The 16,204-nt window shown below is 49.1% G+C and carries 14 protein-coding genes; 10 read left to right on the top strand and 4 right to left on the bottom strand.

Features of this window, described 5'->3' with window-relative positions; genetic code table 11:
- Positions 1-90 precede the first annotated feature (90 nt).
- The 7 genes from MHUN_RS17820 (at position 91) to MHUN_RS14430 (ending at position 11,059) form a co-directional block, all read left to right on the top strand.
- Entirely contained in the window at positions 91-2,793 is a 2,703-nt protein-coding gene (locus tag MHUN_RS17820; RefSeq protein WP_052288902.1) for a DUF3821 domain-containing protein, read from the top strand.
- Positions 2,794-3,062: 269 nt separating this feature from the next.
- On the top strand, positions 3,063-4,763 hold the full coding sequence (locus MHUN_RS14405; protein ID WP_011449711.1) for a tetratricopeptide repeat protein: 1,701 nt from the start codon (positions 3,063-3,065) through the stop codon (positions 4,761-4,763).
- A gap of 147 nt (positions 4,764-4,910) precedes the next feature.
- A complete protein-coding gene (locus tag MHUN_RS14410; RefSeq protein WP_048067583.1) occupies positions 4,911-6,362 on the top strand; it encodes a PKD domain-containing protein in 1,452 nt (483 codons plus the stop codon).
- Between the two features lie 87 nt (positions 6,363-6,449).
- Entirely contained in the window at positions 6,450-7,952 is a 1,503-nt protein-coding gene (locus MHUN_RS14415) for a PKD domain-containing protein (protein ID WP_011449713.1), read from the top strand.
- Positions 7,953-8,009: 57 nt separating this feature from the next.
- Positions 8,010-8,960, top strand: coding sequence for a hypothetical protein (locus MHUN_RS14420; RefSeq protein ID WP_011449714.1), 951 nt, complete (start codon positions 8,010-8,012; stop codon positions 8,958-8,960).
- A gap of 3 nt (positions 8,961-8,963) precedes the next feature.
- The gene (locus MHUN_RS14425; RefSeq protein WP_011449715.1) at positions 8,964-9,812 is read left to right on the top strand and encodes a methanogenesis marker 8 protein; all 849 of its coding nucleotides are present in this window, start codon (positions 8,964-8,966) and stop codon (positions 9,810-9,812) included.
- Between the two features lie 41 nt (positions 9,813-9,853).
- The gene (locus MHUN_RS14430) at positions 9,854-11,059 is read left to right on the top strand and encodes a cache domain-containing protein (protein ID WP_011449716.1); all 1,206 of its coding nucleotides are present in this window, start codon (positions 9,854-9,856) and stop codon (positions 11,057-11,059) included.
- Position 11,060: 1 nt separating this feature from the next.
- Here MHUN_RS14430 and MHUN_RS14435 read toward each other — a convergent pair whose 3' ends face one another.
- Positions 11,061-11,690, bottom strand: coding sequence for a V-type ATP synthase subunit D (locus MHUN_RS14435; RefSeq protein ID WP_011449717.1), 630 nt, complete (start codon positions 11,688-11,690; stop codon positions 11,061-11,063).
- A 1-nt stretch (position 11,691) separates the two neighbouring features.
- Positions 11,692-12,807, bottom strand: a complete 1,116-nt coding sequence (locus tag MHUN_RS14440) for a V-type ATP synthase subunit C (protein ID WP_011449718.1) — start codon at positions 12,805-12,807, stop codon at positions 11,692-11,694.
- 94 nt (positions 12,808-12,901) lie between these two features.
- On the opposite strand from MHUN_RS14440, the gene MHUN_RS14445 reads away from it, so the two are divergent.
- Positions 12,902-13,672, top strand: coding sequence for a PP2C family protein-serine/threonine phosphatase (locus MHUN_RS14445; protein WP_011449719.1), 771 nt, complete (start codon positions 12,902-12,904; stop codon positions 13,670-13,672).
- A 5-nt stretch (positions 13,673-13,677) separates the two neighbouring features.
- Here MHUN_RS14445 and MHUN_RS14450 read toward each other — a convergent pair whose 3' ends face one another.
- Together MHUN_RS14450 and MHUN_RS14455 are read right to left on the bottom strand one after the other, a co-directional pair.
- Complete coding sequence (locus tag MHUN_RS14450; protein WP_011449720.1) at positions 13,678-14,205, bottom strand: hypothetical protein; 528 nt, start codon at positions 14,203-14,205, stop codon at positions 13,678-13,680.
- A 64-nt stretch (positions 14,206-14,269) separates the two neighbouring features.
- Entirely contained in the window at positions 14,270-14,530 is a 261-nt protein-coding gene (locus tag MHUN_RS14455) for a hypothetical protein (RefSeq protein ID WP_011449721.1), read from the bottom strand.
- A 352-nt stretch (positions 14,531-14,882) separates the two neighbouring features.
- Between MHUN_RS14455 and MHUN_RS14460 the strand changes: the two genes are divergently transcribed.
- A complete protein-coding gene (locus MHUN_RS14460; RefSeq protein ID WP_011449722.1) occupies positions 14,883-15,761 on the top strand; it encodes an ion transporter in 879 nt (292 codons plus the stop codon).
- 248 nt (positions 15,762-16,009) lie between these two features.
- Complete coding sequence (locus MHUN_RS14465) at positions 16,010-16,189, top strand: hypothetical protein (protein ID WP_048067586.1); 180 nt, start codon at positions 16,010-16,012, stop codon at positions 16,187-16,189.
- The last annotated feature ends 15 nt before the right edge of the window (positions 16,190-16,204 follow it).

Below are 16,204 nucleotides of genomic sequence, written 5' to 3' on the forward strand. Positions count from 1 at the left end.
AAAAACTCTTTTTATTCAGGAAAATATGAGCATCCGGCTGGATTTTTCCTGCCCGGAAAGTTCATCCCTTCCTGCACCTAAGCCTGCCATATGTATTCTCGTCTGGTGTGGCTCATGCTCATTCTGATACTTCTCAGTGTACCGGTTCTGGCAGGTCCGGTTATTGTTCCTCCAGGGGGAGAGGTCTATTTGGGAGAAGAGGGACTTGACATCCACTATGCTGTTCCGTACCCCTATACATCCATCGCATATTTTCCGGCAGGATCTTCCCCTGGTCGTGACCAGCCGCTTGACATCATGCAGGTGAATCTGGGGAGATTCAGTGTAATTCCTGACCTCTTTTATGACCGGACCGGTGCATGGTACCAGTGGGACCAGGTACGGGGAACTCCCGGCCAGGTTGCGTTTATCGTCAGGAACCCGCGAATATCGTTAAAGGTTATGGACCGGAACACGATGGGAGATCGGTCATATGGCACGGTATCGCGGGGAACGCCCCTGGTCATCCAGGTTGAAACAAATCTTGCCGGTATTACCCGGAGACCGGATTACTCCTACAATGACGGGCCGGTGAAGATCCAGATAAAAACTCCCGGAGGAGGGACGCTTGCCGGAGTAAAGACACCCGGTGGTGGCCAGTATGTCTTCAGTTCATTCATGCCAACCGGGGAACTCGGGTATGCCCCTCCGATTGAGAGCGGTGGATGGGACACCGGCTGGAGCGGGTATGAATCAGGCCTCTATCATATAGAACCAAAATTTGCGGTGAACCGGATGGAAGACAATCTCAGGTCCTATGAGGGCGGATATACCCTCCGGGGCACCGACATTACGCTCGGAACCGAACGGGCGGGACTTCATCTCTCAGAAGAGACCGTGGTGAGAGGAGATCCATTTGGTGTAACGATTACCGGATCTCCGGGATCCCCCTATATCCTTTGGATTGAGGGAGGAAGCAGAACTGGTTCTCCAGGTGACCAGCCACCGATGATCATCACCTCACAGGAAGGGGTGAGACAGGATAATCCTGATGGACCCTATATCATCGGATCCTATCGCCCCTCCGGAAAACACACTACGATTCGTGACCTCGTTCCTTCATACCCGTTTGGCGGGGTATATTACTATGCAGAAGTGACGCCTGACCGGACCGGCCGACGGACGATTGAGTGGAGGACAACACAGGAGACTGGTGACCGGCGATACACCATCCATATCGAAGGCCCTGCAGGATCAGTACATCCACGATCAGACACCATAGACGTGCAGATAGTCAAAGGGTCCGTATCCCTCACTACCGGGAGCGAGACCTTTACCATTGGTGACGAGGTAATGCTCAGGGGAACAAATACAGGCTCGTGTGAGACGTACCTCTTCATCACCGGTCCAAACCTTCCGTCAGCGGGTGGCAGACTGGATGCCCCACGACGGCAGGTCTCTGATGGAAATCCGGGAAGTTTCACGACGGCATCCGGTGACTGCGATACATGGGAGTACAGGCTTTATACCGGCGAACTGGGCCTGGATACCGGGACGTATACCATATATGCCGTGTCTGCACCACGTGACCGGTATCACCTGGAAAGCACCTCATGGCAGGCGATTCCCATAACACTGAAACGTCCGTATATCTCGGTCTCAAGCAGGAGAATGACAGTTGCACAGGGTGATGAACTATCGATAACCGGATCGAGTGGCGGGCGGACTGATGCTGGGGTAGCCATCTGGATATTTGGCAGGAATTATTTCAGGTATGACACGGTGCAGATCGAGCGGGGAGGATGGTTCTCGTATGAACTTTCCAGTTCTGTCACCCGTGATATGGCACCAGGTGAATATTCTGTCATCATCCAGCACCCGATGGCCAACGGGAACTTTGATCTCTGGCCAGACCGGAATCGTGAGATGGTGCTCGGAGCAACTCCCTGGTATGGCGCTCCGGTGTTCAGAATTGCAGGCCCGGGGGCTCTTCAGGGTCCTGCTGCCGCTGCTGCCCTGATTACCGCCCTGCAAAGCCAGTTTATTGATGATACCTATACCGAGTACTCAATCTTTGTGCAGAACCCGAAGATTACCATCACAGCAGGATCACTGAACGGAACGACAAAGATGCCGATTGTCCTGTCAGGGACAACGAACCTTGCATCAGGTTCACGCCTCCTTGTGGAGATAACCGATGAGCGGTTCGGGCCTACCCAGAAGGGCGGTGAGGGGAGCTGGTCCGGCTATTCAGGAACGACAACAACGTATCCGGGATCAGAAGAAGAGCGGGAGTTCTCATTTGAGATCCCGGCAGGAACACTGAAAGAAGGACGATACCAGGTTCTTATCCAGGCGGTCTCCTCTCCTGGTACTGCATCAGGTGTTCTGCAGGTCACAATGCCGGTAACGCCTGTACAGACCATGACGATGAACCTGACACCACCCCAATCCCCGGAACCAATCCAGACACAGATACAGATCCAGACATTGGAACCAGAGCCGACAACCGCGGAGCCTGTCCAAACGGAGAAGCCGGCATCGACACCAGATCAGGTCCACGAGACTCCGACTGCGGATACGAATGGAATGATACCGAACATTATGCGGACAATGCGGGAACCACCTGTCCTGCTCGGTTTTGGGATTCTCTTCGGCCTGTGCGTAGCAGGACTTATTGCAGCACTGGTTACATGGATGCGCAAAGAGAGAGATGAAGAAGAGAATGATTCAGAGGGCAGTGATGAAAAGAATGTGAAACTCGCTGAAAGTAAAGAGGAAATGGACGAGGATTCCGATTCATACGGGAGATGAGAGAGGGAGTGAATACGAACGTGTGCGGCATGACATGGATATTATTTCCTCTTTCTCTTTTCAGGCAGATGTTTCAAAACCACTTTTTACCGGAATGCCAGAATGTGTATCAAAAATTGCGCGCCGACAGGAGGAAAGATACCGGGTATTTTCCGACAAACAAAGAGGGGATTACACCACCATATAAAATTTTACCCGGTGCCCTGGCATAAAGCGGCATTGTACCTTATAATGTTCAAAAATATACCGGTAAACAGGTGGGGAGGCACATGACTGAAGAAGATCCTCTATCAATAGTGCAGGTGCGGTATGCACGGGGAGAAATTGATACTGCAGAGTATGAAGAATTTCTCTCCTGGTTTTTGAAAAATATCTCATTCCAACAGGTTCCTTCTCTGAAGATAGCTTCAGAGCGGTACGCAAACGGAGAGATTACTATTGGGCAGTATAAAGAGATCATCTCTCATCTTCTCAATGATATCGGCAATTATCAGCAGAGTGCTCCGCTCAGGGCAATTCATCTCAGGTATGCAGAAGGGGATATCGACACTGCTGAATTTGAGGAGAAGGTTGGGGTTCTCATGCGGGACATTCCTGCATATCCCTACAATCCGCCACTTGCGGTCCTGTTTATGCGGTATGCAAAAGGTGAGATCGATAACCTGCGGTACCAGGAGATGCTCACCCATCTGTCGACATACTGCACGCCAAATCTCCCCAGTACGCCAAAGGAGGCATCCACTCCTCCTGAACCACAGAAAACTTCTGCTCCCTCCCCAAAGCCCGCAGCACCCCCTGTTGGACAAAAACCTCCTGCCTCATCCCCTCCACCTGAAGCACCCCAGACACCGGATCCCTACCGTTTAAATTTCGCAGCAGTTCAGAACCCTCCCTCTCCCTCTCCGGTTGGTGATGTCAGTGCAGTCCACCCGGACATACATGGCGGATTACCCCCGGAGATGGACATCGGAGGACTGGGAGGATCAGGTTCCGGAGTCATCAGTGAGCAGCAGGTGATGATGGAGCCGGCCCGGGACATCACGGCTGAACGGGGATCATACCATATTACCGATATCAGTACATCTGCCACCCCGGTCACGGTTCTGGTAAAACCGGACATGGAAATCCCGAAGAAAGAGACGACCATCTCATTTAAGCAGAACGTATCAGAAGTTAAGCCTGAAGAGGAGATTGGCGCAAAATCTGATCAGGAGTCGGCACCATCTGCACCAGCCCCGGAACCTGACAACATCATATCAGAGGTTGCCACTTCACCCTCAGGGAACCATCAGAAGATTAAGGCACTCATTAAGCAGGGTAAATACTATGAAGCCATTACCCGCCTTGATGAGATGCTTCTTGAGTCTTCTGATGACTACCGGTCATTGTTCCTGAAGAGTATTGCACTTTTTAATATCGGGAAAGGTGATGAGGCACTTGAAATATTAAGCAAAGCGAAGGAGTCCTGCACCAACAAGGATGATGCGAAAGAGATAGAGCGGATCTACAGCCATATTGTGCAGAAGGGCGGAAGCAAGAACGGACAGAAGAAAGAGAAGGAGAAAGAGAAGGAGAAAGAGTCTGCACAGAGTGCACAAAAGGACGTGGGCAAAGTCCCTTCCCTGACAAGTCATCCTGAACGGGTAAAGAACGAACACTCAGATTTGATCGAGAAGATCTGTAATCAGGCCCAGAGCCTGATTGACACCGGCGATTATAAAGGAGCAAATGAGATCTTAGCCGATATCCAGGGCCTTGTTAAGGATATTCCGGTTGAAATCATGCAGAAAGAGTCTATCGACGACCTTTTTGCAGCAAAAGGATTTGTCCTGTATCAGCTGAAAGAGTTTTGTGAGGCGAAAAAATTCTTCAAGGAAGCGACCAGGATAAATCCAAAGAATGAGACCGCGATACATTACCTGAATGACATCAGGGTTCGTGACTGTAACAAGTTTGTCCGGCACGTATAAGTCATGGTAAACCCATGACCATTTTTACACCTGAAGGGCGGTTCACTATCAAACACTATCTTTTATATAATATATTGGATAATTGGATCATACAGATATCTGGCCTGTTTGTGGGATGTGAGCCCCCGGTATCCGGAACGGAGGTATATGATGAATGATGAAGAGGACATGCTCGAGCTTCTCGACGATGAGGGGACGGCTGATCAGCTTGACCTGGAGCTTGATGAGCCGGAAGAGGAAGCTTCGCCTTACGTTGACGAGAGTATAGAAGAAGCAGCGCCTGAACCTGAGGAATCCGAAGAACCGGAGGAGACCGGCGGGCGCGAACTAGAGATCGATATCAGGTTAATTATTGTTGCAATTGTCGCAATAGCAGCGATCATTCTTGCAGGAGTATTTTTTGTTATGCCCATACTGATGCCGGCTGGTCCGCCGACGGTTACCATGACGCCAAGTCAGTCTGGAGAAGACGTATTCCTGTATTATGAATCCGGCCCTGAGCTTCAGGAACAGGATGTAAGATTTACGCTGGGCGGCGCTGAAATACCACGGGAAAAGATCATGCTGATGGGGGGCGTGACATGGCCGTGGACACAGGGGACGGTCCTCAAGGTTGACACCTCCGGATATGAAAAACCGGCATCTGTGGCGGTAATATATACGAAAGGGGAAGGTGAAACTCTGCTGTTTTCAGCACCAGCAGAGCCCACGCCGACACCAACACCGACTCCCACCCCTGAGCCTACACCTGAACCGGTTATGACCCCGGAGATCCTGGTTCCGTCCCAGCCGATTCCTGTTCAGCCGGTTCAGATGGAGGATTTCATGAACCAGACCCTGATCAGGTTTGATGCCCAACCGACCACCGGCATTCAGCCACTGACCGTTCAGTTCGCTGATCAGACACAGGTGTGTGCACAGAACCGGTCATGGAACTTTGGTGATGGGATGACATCCAATGCACGATACCCTGAGCACATCTATCCCTTCCCGGGTACCTACACCGCAAGCCTTGACATGACCTTCTGTGACCCTGATGAGTCATCAGAAACACCGGTAAAAGAGATCACCGTGCTCCCGGTTGACAGGCAGGACACGCTTCTTTCAGGCCCCGGAGCAGCAAGTATTGATGCAGGAGGATCATTATTCTTCACCGTCAGGGGCCCTGCGATGTTGATTCGAATAGGAGGAAAGGATTACTATCTGAAGAAGGGGGACCTGGTCAGAATTGACCTGAACGATGGGGGCACCGGATATATCTCTATCATAAACAATGCAATTGTCCAGTTCAACTTTGAAAACGTATCAATCTGGGTAAATGACAAGGAATTTGGATCCGGATGGCTTACAAACATCAATATCAATCAATATGAGCAGATTGCATCGGCTGACATCACCATCCGGATCATCGCCCAGGAACCTGGTCTGAAAGGACTGGTAAACGGGATTCCGGCGATTGTGGCAAGTCCGGGTCAGATGGTAACCCTGCACAATGTCGGAACCGATTCAACCGGCAAGTTCCTCTTTAGTATCCAGGATGGGGCAGGATTTTCCTTCAGGGGAGGCATTGAATCATATGAAGTCACTACTCCCTTTTGAATATTTTTAAACCAGCTAATAATCAATGAATAAAGGCAATCTGTGCGGGGGTGCAGAAAGGTGAGGAAATCGGGATGGGTTTGGTACATGAATAAAGAACACGCAATGACGCAGATTCAGACAATCGTGGTCATGACCGTTATCATGGTTGTGCTGTTTCTTCTTGGTGTGATCCTGGTGGTATGGAATCCGATACCTGAACGGATACCCCAGGCCACTATCAGTATTGAAGGCGAAGGCGACTCGATCGTGATGCAACACATTGATGGTGATTCGTTCTCATCAGACCGGCTTATCATCAAGGTGAACGGGGATGTTCAGCCGAACACAAATATGAACTTCCAGGGCGGTACATGGCCCTGGTCACCAGGAGAACGGATGCAGTTTTATTACCCGGCACCGGATGCACCACGACTGGTAGAGGTGCTGTACGTGACCGACAAGGGAGACAGTGTTCTGATAGACAAGGCTCGACTTGATCCCCCACCGGTGGTATCGGCAACTCCCCTTCCGGTTGAGATGGTCCTTCCGGTCACCCCGACTCCGCTTCCGACCAACATCCCGGTAAATTTAAAGGATGCAAACCCGTTCCAGCCACCCATCAGTGATTTTACCGCTGAACCCAGGGTTGGCGATCCACCACTGACGGTGACGTTCCATGATCTCAGTTACGGGCAGGTTTCCGAATACCTCTGGAGCTTTGGAGACGGCTCGACGTCCACCCTTCAAAACCCGGTTCATACATATTTTGTACCAGGAGCATACACTGTCAGCCTCCTCGTGACCAATGCGTATGGATCAAACCGCCGGACTGCCGGGGACTTTATCGTGATTGGATCCCCGCCGGTCGCAAAATACCTTGCCGAACCATCAAGTGGACAGGCCCCCCTGACCGTTCAGTTTACTGATCTCTCAACCGGCAGCCCGAAGAGCTGGGAATGGTCATTTGGCGATGGGACCCAGTCATCTGAGAAGAACCCGGTTCACATCTTCCAGTATGCCGGAGTATACAATGTCACCCTCCGGGTCACCAACGCTTATGGAACAGACAAGTACTCCCAGGAGGCTGGTATTAATGTCACTGCCCCGACCAAGATGGATGTATATCTTGCAGGAAGTATAAACGGAGCACTCATCCCTGATGGATATGTTAGGCTCAGAGTGACTGATCCGGCAAGTTCCATGAAGATAGCCGGGAAGATTTTTACCTTTGAACCAGGAGATATGATCCAGCTCATCTACGGGCCGGGATCCATGGATGGAACCATATCCACCGATAAGAACAGGTTTACCGCATTCAACTTTAATGATATCACCCTTGTCAAGAATGGGGAGACGCTGGCACGTGGCCCGGTCAACAGTTTCTCTCTTGGCGGGTTTGACAGCTATGCATCAACCCTGAACCTCACCATACCAAGAGGGGATCCCTATTCAACGCTGTATATCAATTCTGAACCGTACAAGTATGTTGAAAGTCCGAAGTTCACGTTCTCCGGAATCGGACCGGATAGTGCTGGCCGGTTCTTTTATCAGAAATCAGCCCAGGCTATGAACTTCCAGGGCGGGATTGCCGAACTTACCATGGGATAACCCGGGTACGATCGGCAACCTTTCATTCTTGGGATACGATACCATAGGCACACACGTATGCCAGACCCCCGATTAATATTTTCAATCCTCATTCTTTCATTGATATTCTCCCTCCATGGAGGCGTTATTGCCGATATAACCCTGTATACAACAGACTTTTCAGACGCAACCGGGTGGGAAACGAACAGCCCGTCGTCATTTTATCTGGATGAAGGGAAGGGACAGTACCATTACCAGATAACAGGAGGTACCGGATCCTATGCCTATTATCCCCTCTCAGGGCCATTCACCGGTCCGTTCACCCTGGAATTTGATGTGCACCCGGTGCTGACCGAAGAGAAGAGTTCATTCAGGTTTGGTCTTGGAACGGAAGGATATGACAGTCAGAAAGGACCGGTTGTCCTGGCCGAGCTTTATAATCAGAATGGAGAAGGGGCTTTTGCTCTCACTGCAATATCTAAGGAAAACCTCCGTTCCCAGACGTACTCCATTCCAGGGAAAGCAAATTATAGTGGAAAAACCGTGCGATTTGTGGACGGGGAGGAGTATCATATCAGGCTTACCTGGTACCCGGTTGAAAAGCGGGTCAGTATGACGGTCACTGCTCCAGGTGATGATACCCCGTTGTTTAGTCATTTTGTAATGGTAACCGGTAAGATGGAAGAGTTTACCCACCTGTTTTTGACTTCCATCGGTGAGGGACAGAACGGAAGAAAGGCCCACGGGTATATCGACAACATCAGTCTGACATCTCCAAGTTCAGTCCTTGCAACCCCTGAACCTGTCATCACGTCACAGGAACCAACACCTACACCAACTCTGGTGACCAGTGTAACAAGCGTCGTTCCCGGACAGAATGGTGAACCGGTTGATATAACACCTGATCCGATCCCCAAAAGAACCCCTCTTCCTGCACCACCGACCCCTGTCCCCACTGAAAAGTCAGGATTATTACCCCTCATCGGGATTTTGGGAGTTGGATTCGTTCTCCTCCTTTTCAGGAGATAAATTATGGATGAACATATCATAGAAGCAGCCGGACGTTGCAGAGTCGTCGTCAGAGATGGTAAAGTGGTCGAAGTAGGAAGTCCTCTTATAACCGAATGCCCTCTTGCACGCAGATTTGCCTGTCCGGTCAATGAGATGACATCTGAAGCAATACGGGATAATATTCAGAACCGTATAGACTCGTTTGGGATGTGCACCCCAGGTCGTGAGCTTACTTCAGATGAGGTGTTTGTCGGATTTGGAGCGTCAGAAATAATCAGCACTGCCCTGAAAAGCCGGTTTATTGATGCAGCGGTCATCGTCTGTGACGGGGCCGGTACCGTTGTTGTCACGAAACCGGAGATGGCACAGGGTATAGGAGGGAGAATGTCAGGACTTATCAGTACGTCACCGATTCCTGATGTTATCCGGAGAATAGAAGATGAAGGAGGGATCGTTGTTGATCCTGACCATGCCTTCCTTGATCCCATTGCAGGCGTCCGTGCTGCGAAAATGGCCGGATATGAGCATCTTATCGTGACCATCCATAATCCGGAGGATGCACGGGCGATCAGGGAGTATGATTCAGATGCTATCATCATCGCCGTGCATACTACCGGTTACTCTCACGAGGATGCAGAGAAGGTTAAACAATATGCTGATATCGTAACCGCATGTGCCTCACAGACTATCCGTGAGATCTGCGGACCATGCGCCATTCTTCAGGCAGGATCCACAGTGCCGGTATACGCCCTCACCTCTGGCGGAAAACACCTGATCCTTCTGCGAATGGCCGCGATAGAATACCCGCTCTTTGTAACCCATGCAGATCTGCCTGTCTCCGGGGAGAAGAGTCCACACCCCCTGATCTGAGAGTCATCTATTTATCTCCACACGCAAAAATCCAAAAGCTGATGAGATCTATACGGACCGGAATGCTCATTGCACTGTGCATTTCCCTCTTTTCATCTCTTTCCATGGCCGTACCGATGCCTGATGACATGATTTTTTTAACCGAAGAATATCCACCATTTAATTATCTTGAAAACGGAGTGCCTTCCGGCCTGTCTGTGGAACTTCTCAGGACAGCACTTGAGAGAGCCGGGATTTCCTTCTCCACCGAAGATATCAGTCTTATGGCCTGGTCTGATGCATACCGGATGACAGAATCCAGGAACAATACCGGGCTTTTCTCAATGGCACGAACACCGGAGCGTGAGGCACGCTTCAAATGGGCTGGGCCCCTCATGCAATGCCCTCTTGTTTTCTTTGCTGAAAATGAATCTCTGAAGACGGCACGGCCGGAGAACAAGGATCTTCGGGCAGTTGTCATCAAAGATGATATCGGCCTGTATGTCGGCAGAGAGGCAGGAATTCCGGATGAGAACATATTCCAGGTGACAACCCCTGCTGAAGCAGTTCAGCGGCTGATCGATGGAACATCAGATGTATGGGTTTATGCCCTGTATCCTGGTGAGAGCCTGATTCAGACCATCGCAGAAAATCCGGAATCATTCTATATCCTTGATGATCTGGGCAGGTCAACCTACTACATTGCATTTAACCTGAATACTGATCCAGACATCATCGATGCCATCCAGACCGAACTGGATGCGATGAAAACGGACCGCAAGGATGAGGGAATTACCACCTATGAAAAGATTGTCGGGAAATACGTAGGTCCGATTTGTGCTGAAAAGTCACAAACACGGCAACAGATAACCAACCTTGTCAATCTCACTGCGGATGCCATCAGCCGGGATGCAACCGGAACCCTTGCAGATATTCAGAACGGGCGACATCCGTACAAGGATCGGTCTGACCCTTCATTATATGTGTATGTCTTTGATACCGGAGTCACTCTTATTGCCAATGCTGCACAGCCTTCCCTTGCCGGGACGAACTTTTCAGGAAAAGTAGATGCGTCGGGGAAGAAATTCAGGGATGAGATCGTGACCGGAGCTATGAAGCAGGGTTCAGGTATTGTGACATACACCTACTCAAACCCGCTTGAGACGGGGATTTTCTACAAAGAGGCCTATTATACCCTCGTGACAGGGAGTGATAAAAAGCAGTACATCGTCTGTGCCGGACGGTATCTCTCCTGTGACGAGATCTGACCTATTTCCATCTTTTTTTCACATGAAACAGCCGCGACTGCTCTTCCCGCTCCAGTTCTTCCCGGCTTGCCGTAATCGTTGCGATAGACGCTTCGAGTGATGGTATTACCACATGCTCGAGTGCCTTTACCCGGCGGGAAATCCGCTCTATCTCGGTTATCAGGTGATTGAGTGCCGCGGCATTTCCGGCATATGCAATAATTGCATCAACGAGCTTCTCATACGCATCTGCCATATCATCAATGACCAACGAAGTACCGAGGAGTCCATATCCCCGATCCACGAGATCTGTCCTCACATTACTCCCGGTAATCACCGGGACCCGGATACCAAAGAGGTTCTTTTCAGAGACTTCAATCTCGGTCTTTGATTCAACCGAGTATGCCGCAATTGTGACATTAAGCATCCCCTCAATCATGTAGGCAGGGGCCAGAAGATGCCTGACCCGCCGGTACCTGACCATGAGAAGATCATATTCTGCCTTCACGAGAGGAGCCAGCTTTGTGACTTCCAGAATAAGGCCATCACGTTTCATCTGCAACGTCTTATAAGACCTGACGGCGATTTTAAGTCTTGACTTTAAAACAAGGAGTTCTGATTTTGTCGGCCTGATATCACGAAGATATGACACCTTACATCACCAGATGCTGTCTAATAAAATCCGGATTAACCCCGAACTGCTTCCCTCTCGCTATAGCCCGAAGGTTTGCAATCTCATACCGCTTGTGCTCAAGATAGGATATGATGGGAAGAACAGAGAACTGGTGTCGCCGTGCAAGTCCGTCCAGATGATGAAGGAGCATGGCATTCACCGAGAGCATGACGGTGTATAAGGGTGTCTTGTGAGCCGCCCATCTTCGCCAGACGACATCTGCTGCATCAGCCTCACAGACATTCTCATCACATCGCAGGTTTTTGAGTGCTTCGGTGAGTATTGACAGGATCCCGGCACGGGACAGTTCATTCACAAAGGTCTCCCGGTCTGTCACCCCATAGAGCCTTTGAAAGTCTTCCGGAGTCATATATCCGCCTGTCACCATAAACGGGGTGATATCAGACACGTTGCTCCCGGCACGAAGCCTGAATATATTTCTGATATTGAGGATATCTATCTCAAACCGCAGGTGGGGAAGGATGACATCACCTCCCCTGATACCAAACCTGGCATCGGAGAGCAGATTTCCATAATACGCAAGGTAAAGTTCGTTCTCCAGGGAGGCGAAGAGGCCACGACGGTATCCGTCAGTAATCCGGGCTGAGAGAATATTATAATGAATCCATGAAGAGAGACTATCGGTGATCTCATGAATGGACCGCAGGGTCAGGAGATGGTCAAGATGGGAGGGGGACAGGACACCGGCAGGAATGAGCACGGCCCGTATCCGGTCACCAGGGATGTGAAACTGGCATCCCCGCAGAATAAGCATGACATTCTCGATATCCCATCGCGAAAAGTATTGCTCAGCAAGTTCTTGTAAGGCTCCGGGGGCAATAGAGAGGATACTCCGGTATGTTTTTGCGAGATTTTCAGTAAGAGCATGTTCAATTAACTCAATGTCTGAATAGGCAGAGGAGAGCGTATGCACCTCTTCATGGTATCCGGATTCTCCGATAAACCGGATGATCTGGGAAAGCTCCATATTCAGGAGCCGGTTGTACTGGTCAGGCGAAATGAGAGACTTCTTCTTCAGCCCAATCCGGGTACAGATATACCGGTACGAGGAAGGGGTTACCAGATAATGGTGCATGATAGGAGTGATTTTCTATTCTGCTACAATATATAAGTCAGGTATTTCATATACCCTGTCATATCGTATGTCATGAGAGCGGAGGTGACGAACCATGCATTCCCTGGCTATAGCTGCCATCACCAACACCGGGCTGTACCGAAGACGCAATGAAGACAGTCTGCTGGTGGGCAGAGATGTTCTTGCCTGCGTATCCCTGACTGAACCAAAAACATGGAGGATTGATTCATATCCGGTCATCCTTGCAGTTGCAGATGGTATCGGCGGCAGTGTGGCCGGAGATATTGCAAGCAGGGAGGTGATGAGATGTCTGGCACGACCACTTTGCCCTGACCGGGAGGAGACCCTTCATAACCTGATACACGCAGCACAAACCCATCTTGATCACCTGGTTGAAACCCGGCCAGACCTTGACGGGCTCGGAACAACCCTCGCAGGTGTGCTCGCTCTTCATGACCGCATAATCATCTTTTCATGTGGTGACTCCAGGGTGTATATGAACTTACCTGGAAATGAGGGAATACAATGCATGACAAAAGACCATTCAGTTGTCCAGGAGATGATCGAGACCGGACGGCTGACTGAAAAAGAGGCACGATCCCATCCACTTGGTCATATCATCACCTCATGCCTGTCCGGGGGACGAAGAAGAAGCTCACTTGATATCAGAATGTCAACTCACCCCATACAGAAGGGGACACGACTGGTTCTCTGCACCGACGGGGTTTGGGATTACGGAGGGGAACTCTTTCTCAAGGCAGCATTGAGAGGGGATCCAACCTCCGCAACACAGGAGATTCTTTCCATCTGCTATGATGCAGGAGCTCCGGATAATATAACCCTCATCATCGCTGATGTTGAGTAAAAAGGTTAAAAGTCGTCCCAGCTTTTGTTCTTGTCTTCGATGACCACCAAAGACAGGGTCGAGAGTTCATTTATTCCGTCACCGGTTTCTTTCCTGGTATTCCATGGATCTATCTTTATCGTCAGGTGATTTGGAAGCCGTGGGATATCATGGGGAATCATGAACCGCAGGTCAAACATGGCGGATGTTCCTCCTTTCAGGGGCGGAAAGGTATCAGTGACCGGAATGAGCCTGGTATCACCAATCCATGCCTCTACCGGGACATTGCCAGGGGCGATGTCATCGCCTCCCTGATTTGTGATGATGATCCGGGGAGTAACCGACCTTCCCGGGCGGGTATACGCATAATCACCTGCCAGAGAGACCTTTTCCAGAACATAGTCATGTCCAGCTGACTGAGGCGATACCACCTGGGCAGGGGCGGTGAAGACGATAGGCGATGTAAGTGACTTGTTTGTATCGGCGACGACAGGACCGGTGAGCATCAGAAGAAATCCGATGCTGATGACCAGAAGGGTAAACCTGATATTCATATTATGCCTCGATAATCCTGTATAAGTTAGATTATCTATTAGGAAATGGTTTCCTCTATGGGTTTTAAAGCAGCCCGAACCATGCAATATACGAGGTGATGACCATGATGACCAGGATGATTATCAAAACCTTATAGATGCAGGAATGACAGATACCACTTCCCATATGGATACATGCAGAGCAGTGATTTTCTTTGCAAATACGACAGGTATATTCTCCGTCATGATCTTCATGATGTATACAGGGAGTGACTGACATACCATATACTGGCAGGTTCTTTTGTAAAAATCCTTGGTGTACTCCCTGATCATTACGATACCCCACCGGGATCTAAATTTTTCTACAGGAACCCATATCTCTCATATGTATTTGGAGTTATATTCCTCCTGTATTCAGAATAAGGAATATGGTTTCATCTCAAACTATCTACACGGATTCTGAAAATCTGGCTTGAAGGATACACTGCATTCAGAGTCCTGGATTTGAAAAGCAATCTTTTCACCTTGATTACCGAAACCTTTTCCAGGCACGATAACGTCACCCACAGAGAGATCCCATCATCTGGAATGGTTCGACCTCCGGCGATATATGAACAATCCTGATAGCAGGTTTCTTCTCATTTCAATGAAAGATAGATTGAGCAACCAAATGTCAGCATGTCACATGTGAGATAAAGATGCAGTCACTGAAAAGAAGAGTCTTTGATAGTATCGATGATAAGGATGAGGGAGGGAAACCGAACAACATCTTTGACTTTTTCATCATTTTCATCATTATTGTCAACACCTTCGTCATCTTCATTGAGACATATCCGACCATCCGGAATAATTACACAGAATATCTGGATCTTATTGAATACATCACCATTATTGTCTTTACCACAGAATACCTGCTCAGAATCTGGACCTGCACCTGTTATCCGGAGTATTCACACCCCGTTACCGGAAGGCTGCGTTATGCCTGTTCCCTCACGATGATCATAGACTTTTTCGCAGTTTTTCCATTTTACCTGATGTTTGTCATACCCCTCAGTCCATATGTTGTTCATTTTCTCCGCCTGTTCAGACTGTTCAGGGTTTTAAAACTTCTGAGATATTATGGATCCATTGATGTGATATACCGGGTGATTAAAAGAGACAGCCAGTATCTCTTCTCGATTATCATTATCCTGCTGGTTTTTCTCTCCTTCAGCTCATACCTTATTTATATCTTTGAAGCTGAAGCACAACCTGATAAAATCAAGGACTTTGATGATGCTCTCTGGTGGGCTATCGAGACGACGAGCACGGTTGGATATGGTGATGTTATTCCGGTCACAGAGATAGGGAAATTTTTTTCTTTCCTCATAATAATTGTAGGAATCGGGATAATTGCACTTCCAACAGGGATTATTGCTTCAGGATTTCTCGAAGAACTCCGTGCTTCAAAAGAAGGATCATATGATCTCTCTGACCTGCATCTAGCAGATGAGATAAGGAAATTAAAAGAGCTGCTGGATGAAGGGATCATTTCAGAGGATGAGTTCAGGCGAGGGAAGGAAAAGATCCTGAAATAATCGTATATCTGATATTGCTGGAATTATTCGTATTGGTTTGGAAACCGATACCAATAATCGTAAGGGTTTAATGTAATGCCAACTTTCTGTACAAATCCAGAAAATATGGCTTAAAAGATGAATTGCATTCAGAATGCAGGCTTTGGATTAACCACGGGTTTCCATTGATTATTACAGGACTTTTTACCGGACACGATAAACCGGCAGATTTTTTGAAACTGTAAACATATACCCATTCTGGAAATAATATGGAAGAATGTTCATCGTTCCGGGAGATTGACATGATTGAAAAACAGATAGATCCTGAACGAGTCAGAAACCTGGCTGAAACATGGGGGATCGCGGTCACTGCTGACGGAAAGGTCAGGATTCCGATCTGCAGGTATAGTGATGTGCTGCCTCTCATCAAAAAGAGGCCGGAACGTTAAAATTTCATAAAAACT

It is taken from the genome of Methanospirillum hungatei JF-1 (assembly GCF_000013445.1).
GTDB lineage: Archaea > Halobacteriota > Methanomicrobia > Methanomicrobiales > Methanospirillaceae > Methanospirillum > Methanospirillum hungatei.

What these genes read in the sequence shown, in the direction of transcription:
- MHUN_RS17820 (WP_052288902.1), top strand. Translation starts at nt 91, where the DNA reads ATGTATTCTCGTCTGGTGTGGCTCATGCTCATTCTGATACTTCTCAGT.
- MHUN_RS14405 (WP_011449711.1), top strand. Translation starts at nt 3,063, where the DNA reads ATGACTGAAGAAGATCCTCTATCAATAGTGCAGGTGCGGTATGCACGG.
- MHUN_RS14410 (WP_048067583.1), top strand. Translation starts at nt 4,911, where the DNA reads ATGATGAATGATGAAGAGGACATGCTCGAGCTTCTCGACGATGAGGGG.
- MHUN_RS14415 (WP_011449713.1), top strand. Translation starts at nt 6,450, where the DNA reads ATGAATAAAGAACACGCAATGACGCAGATTCAGACAATCGTGGTCATG.
- MHUN_RS14420 (WP_011449714.1), top strand. Translation starts at nt 8,010, where the DNA reads ATGCCAGACCCCCGATTAATATTTTCAATCCTCATTCTTTCATTGATA.
- MHUN_RS14425 (WP_011449715.1), top strand. Translation starts at nt 8,964, where the DNA reads ATGGATGAACATATCATAGAAGCAGCCGGACGTTGCAGAGTCGTCGTC.
- MHUN_RS14430 (WP_011449716.1), top strand. Translation starts at nt 9,854, where the DNA reads ATGAGATCTATACGGACCGGAATGCTCATTGCACTGTGCATTTCCCTC.
- MHUN_RS14440 (WP_011449718.1), bottom strand. Translation starts at nt 12,807, where the DNA reads ATGCACCATTATCTGGTAACCCCTTCCTCGTACCGGTATATCTGTACC.
- MHUN_RS14445 (WP_011449719.1), top strand. Translation starts at nt 12,902, where the DNA reads ATGCATTCCCTGGCTATAGCTGCCATCACCAACACCGGGCTGTACCGA.
- MHUN_RS14450 (WP_011449720.1), bottom strand. Translation starts at nt 14,205, where the DNA reads ATGAATATCAGGTTTACCCTTCTGGTCATCAGCATCGGATTTCTTCTG.
- MHUN_RS14460 (WP_011449722.1), top strand. Translation starts at nt 14,883, where the DNA reads ATGCAGTCACTGAAAAGAAGAGTCTTTGATAGTATCGATGATAAGGAT.
- MHUN_RS14465 (WP_048067586.1), top strand. Translation starts at nt 16,010, where the DNA reads ATGGAAGAATGTTCATCGTTCCGGGAGATTGACATGATTGAAAAACAG.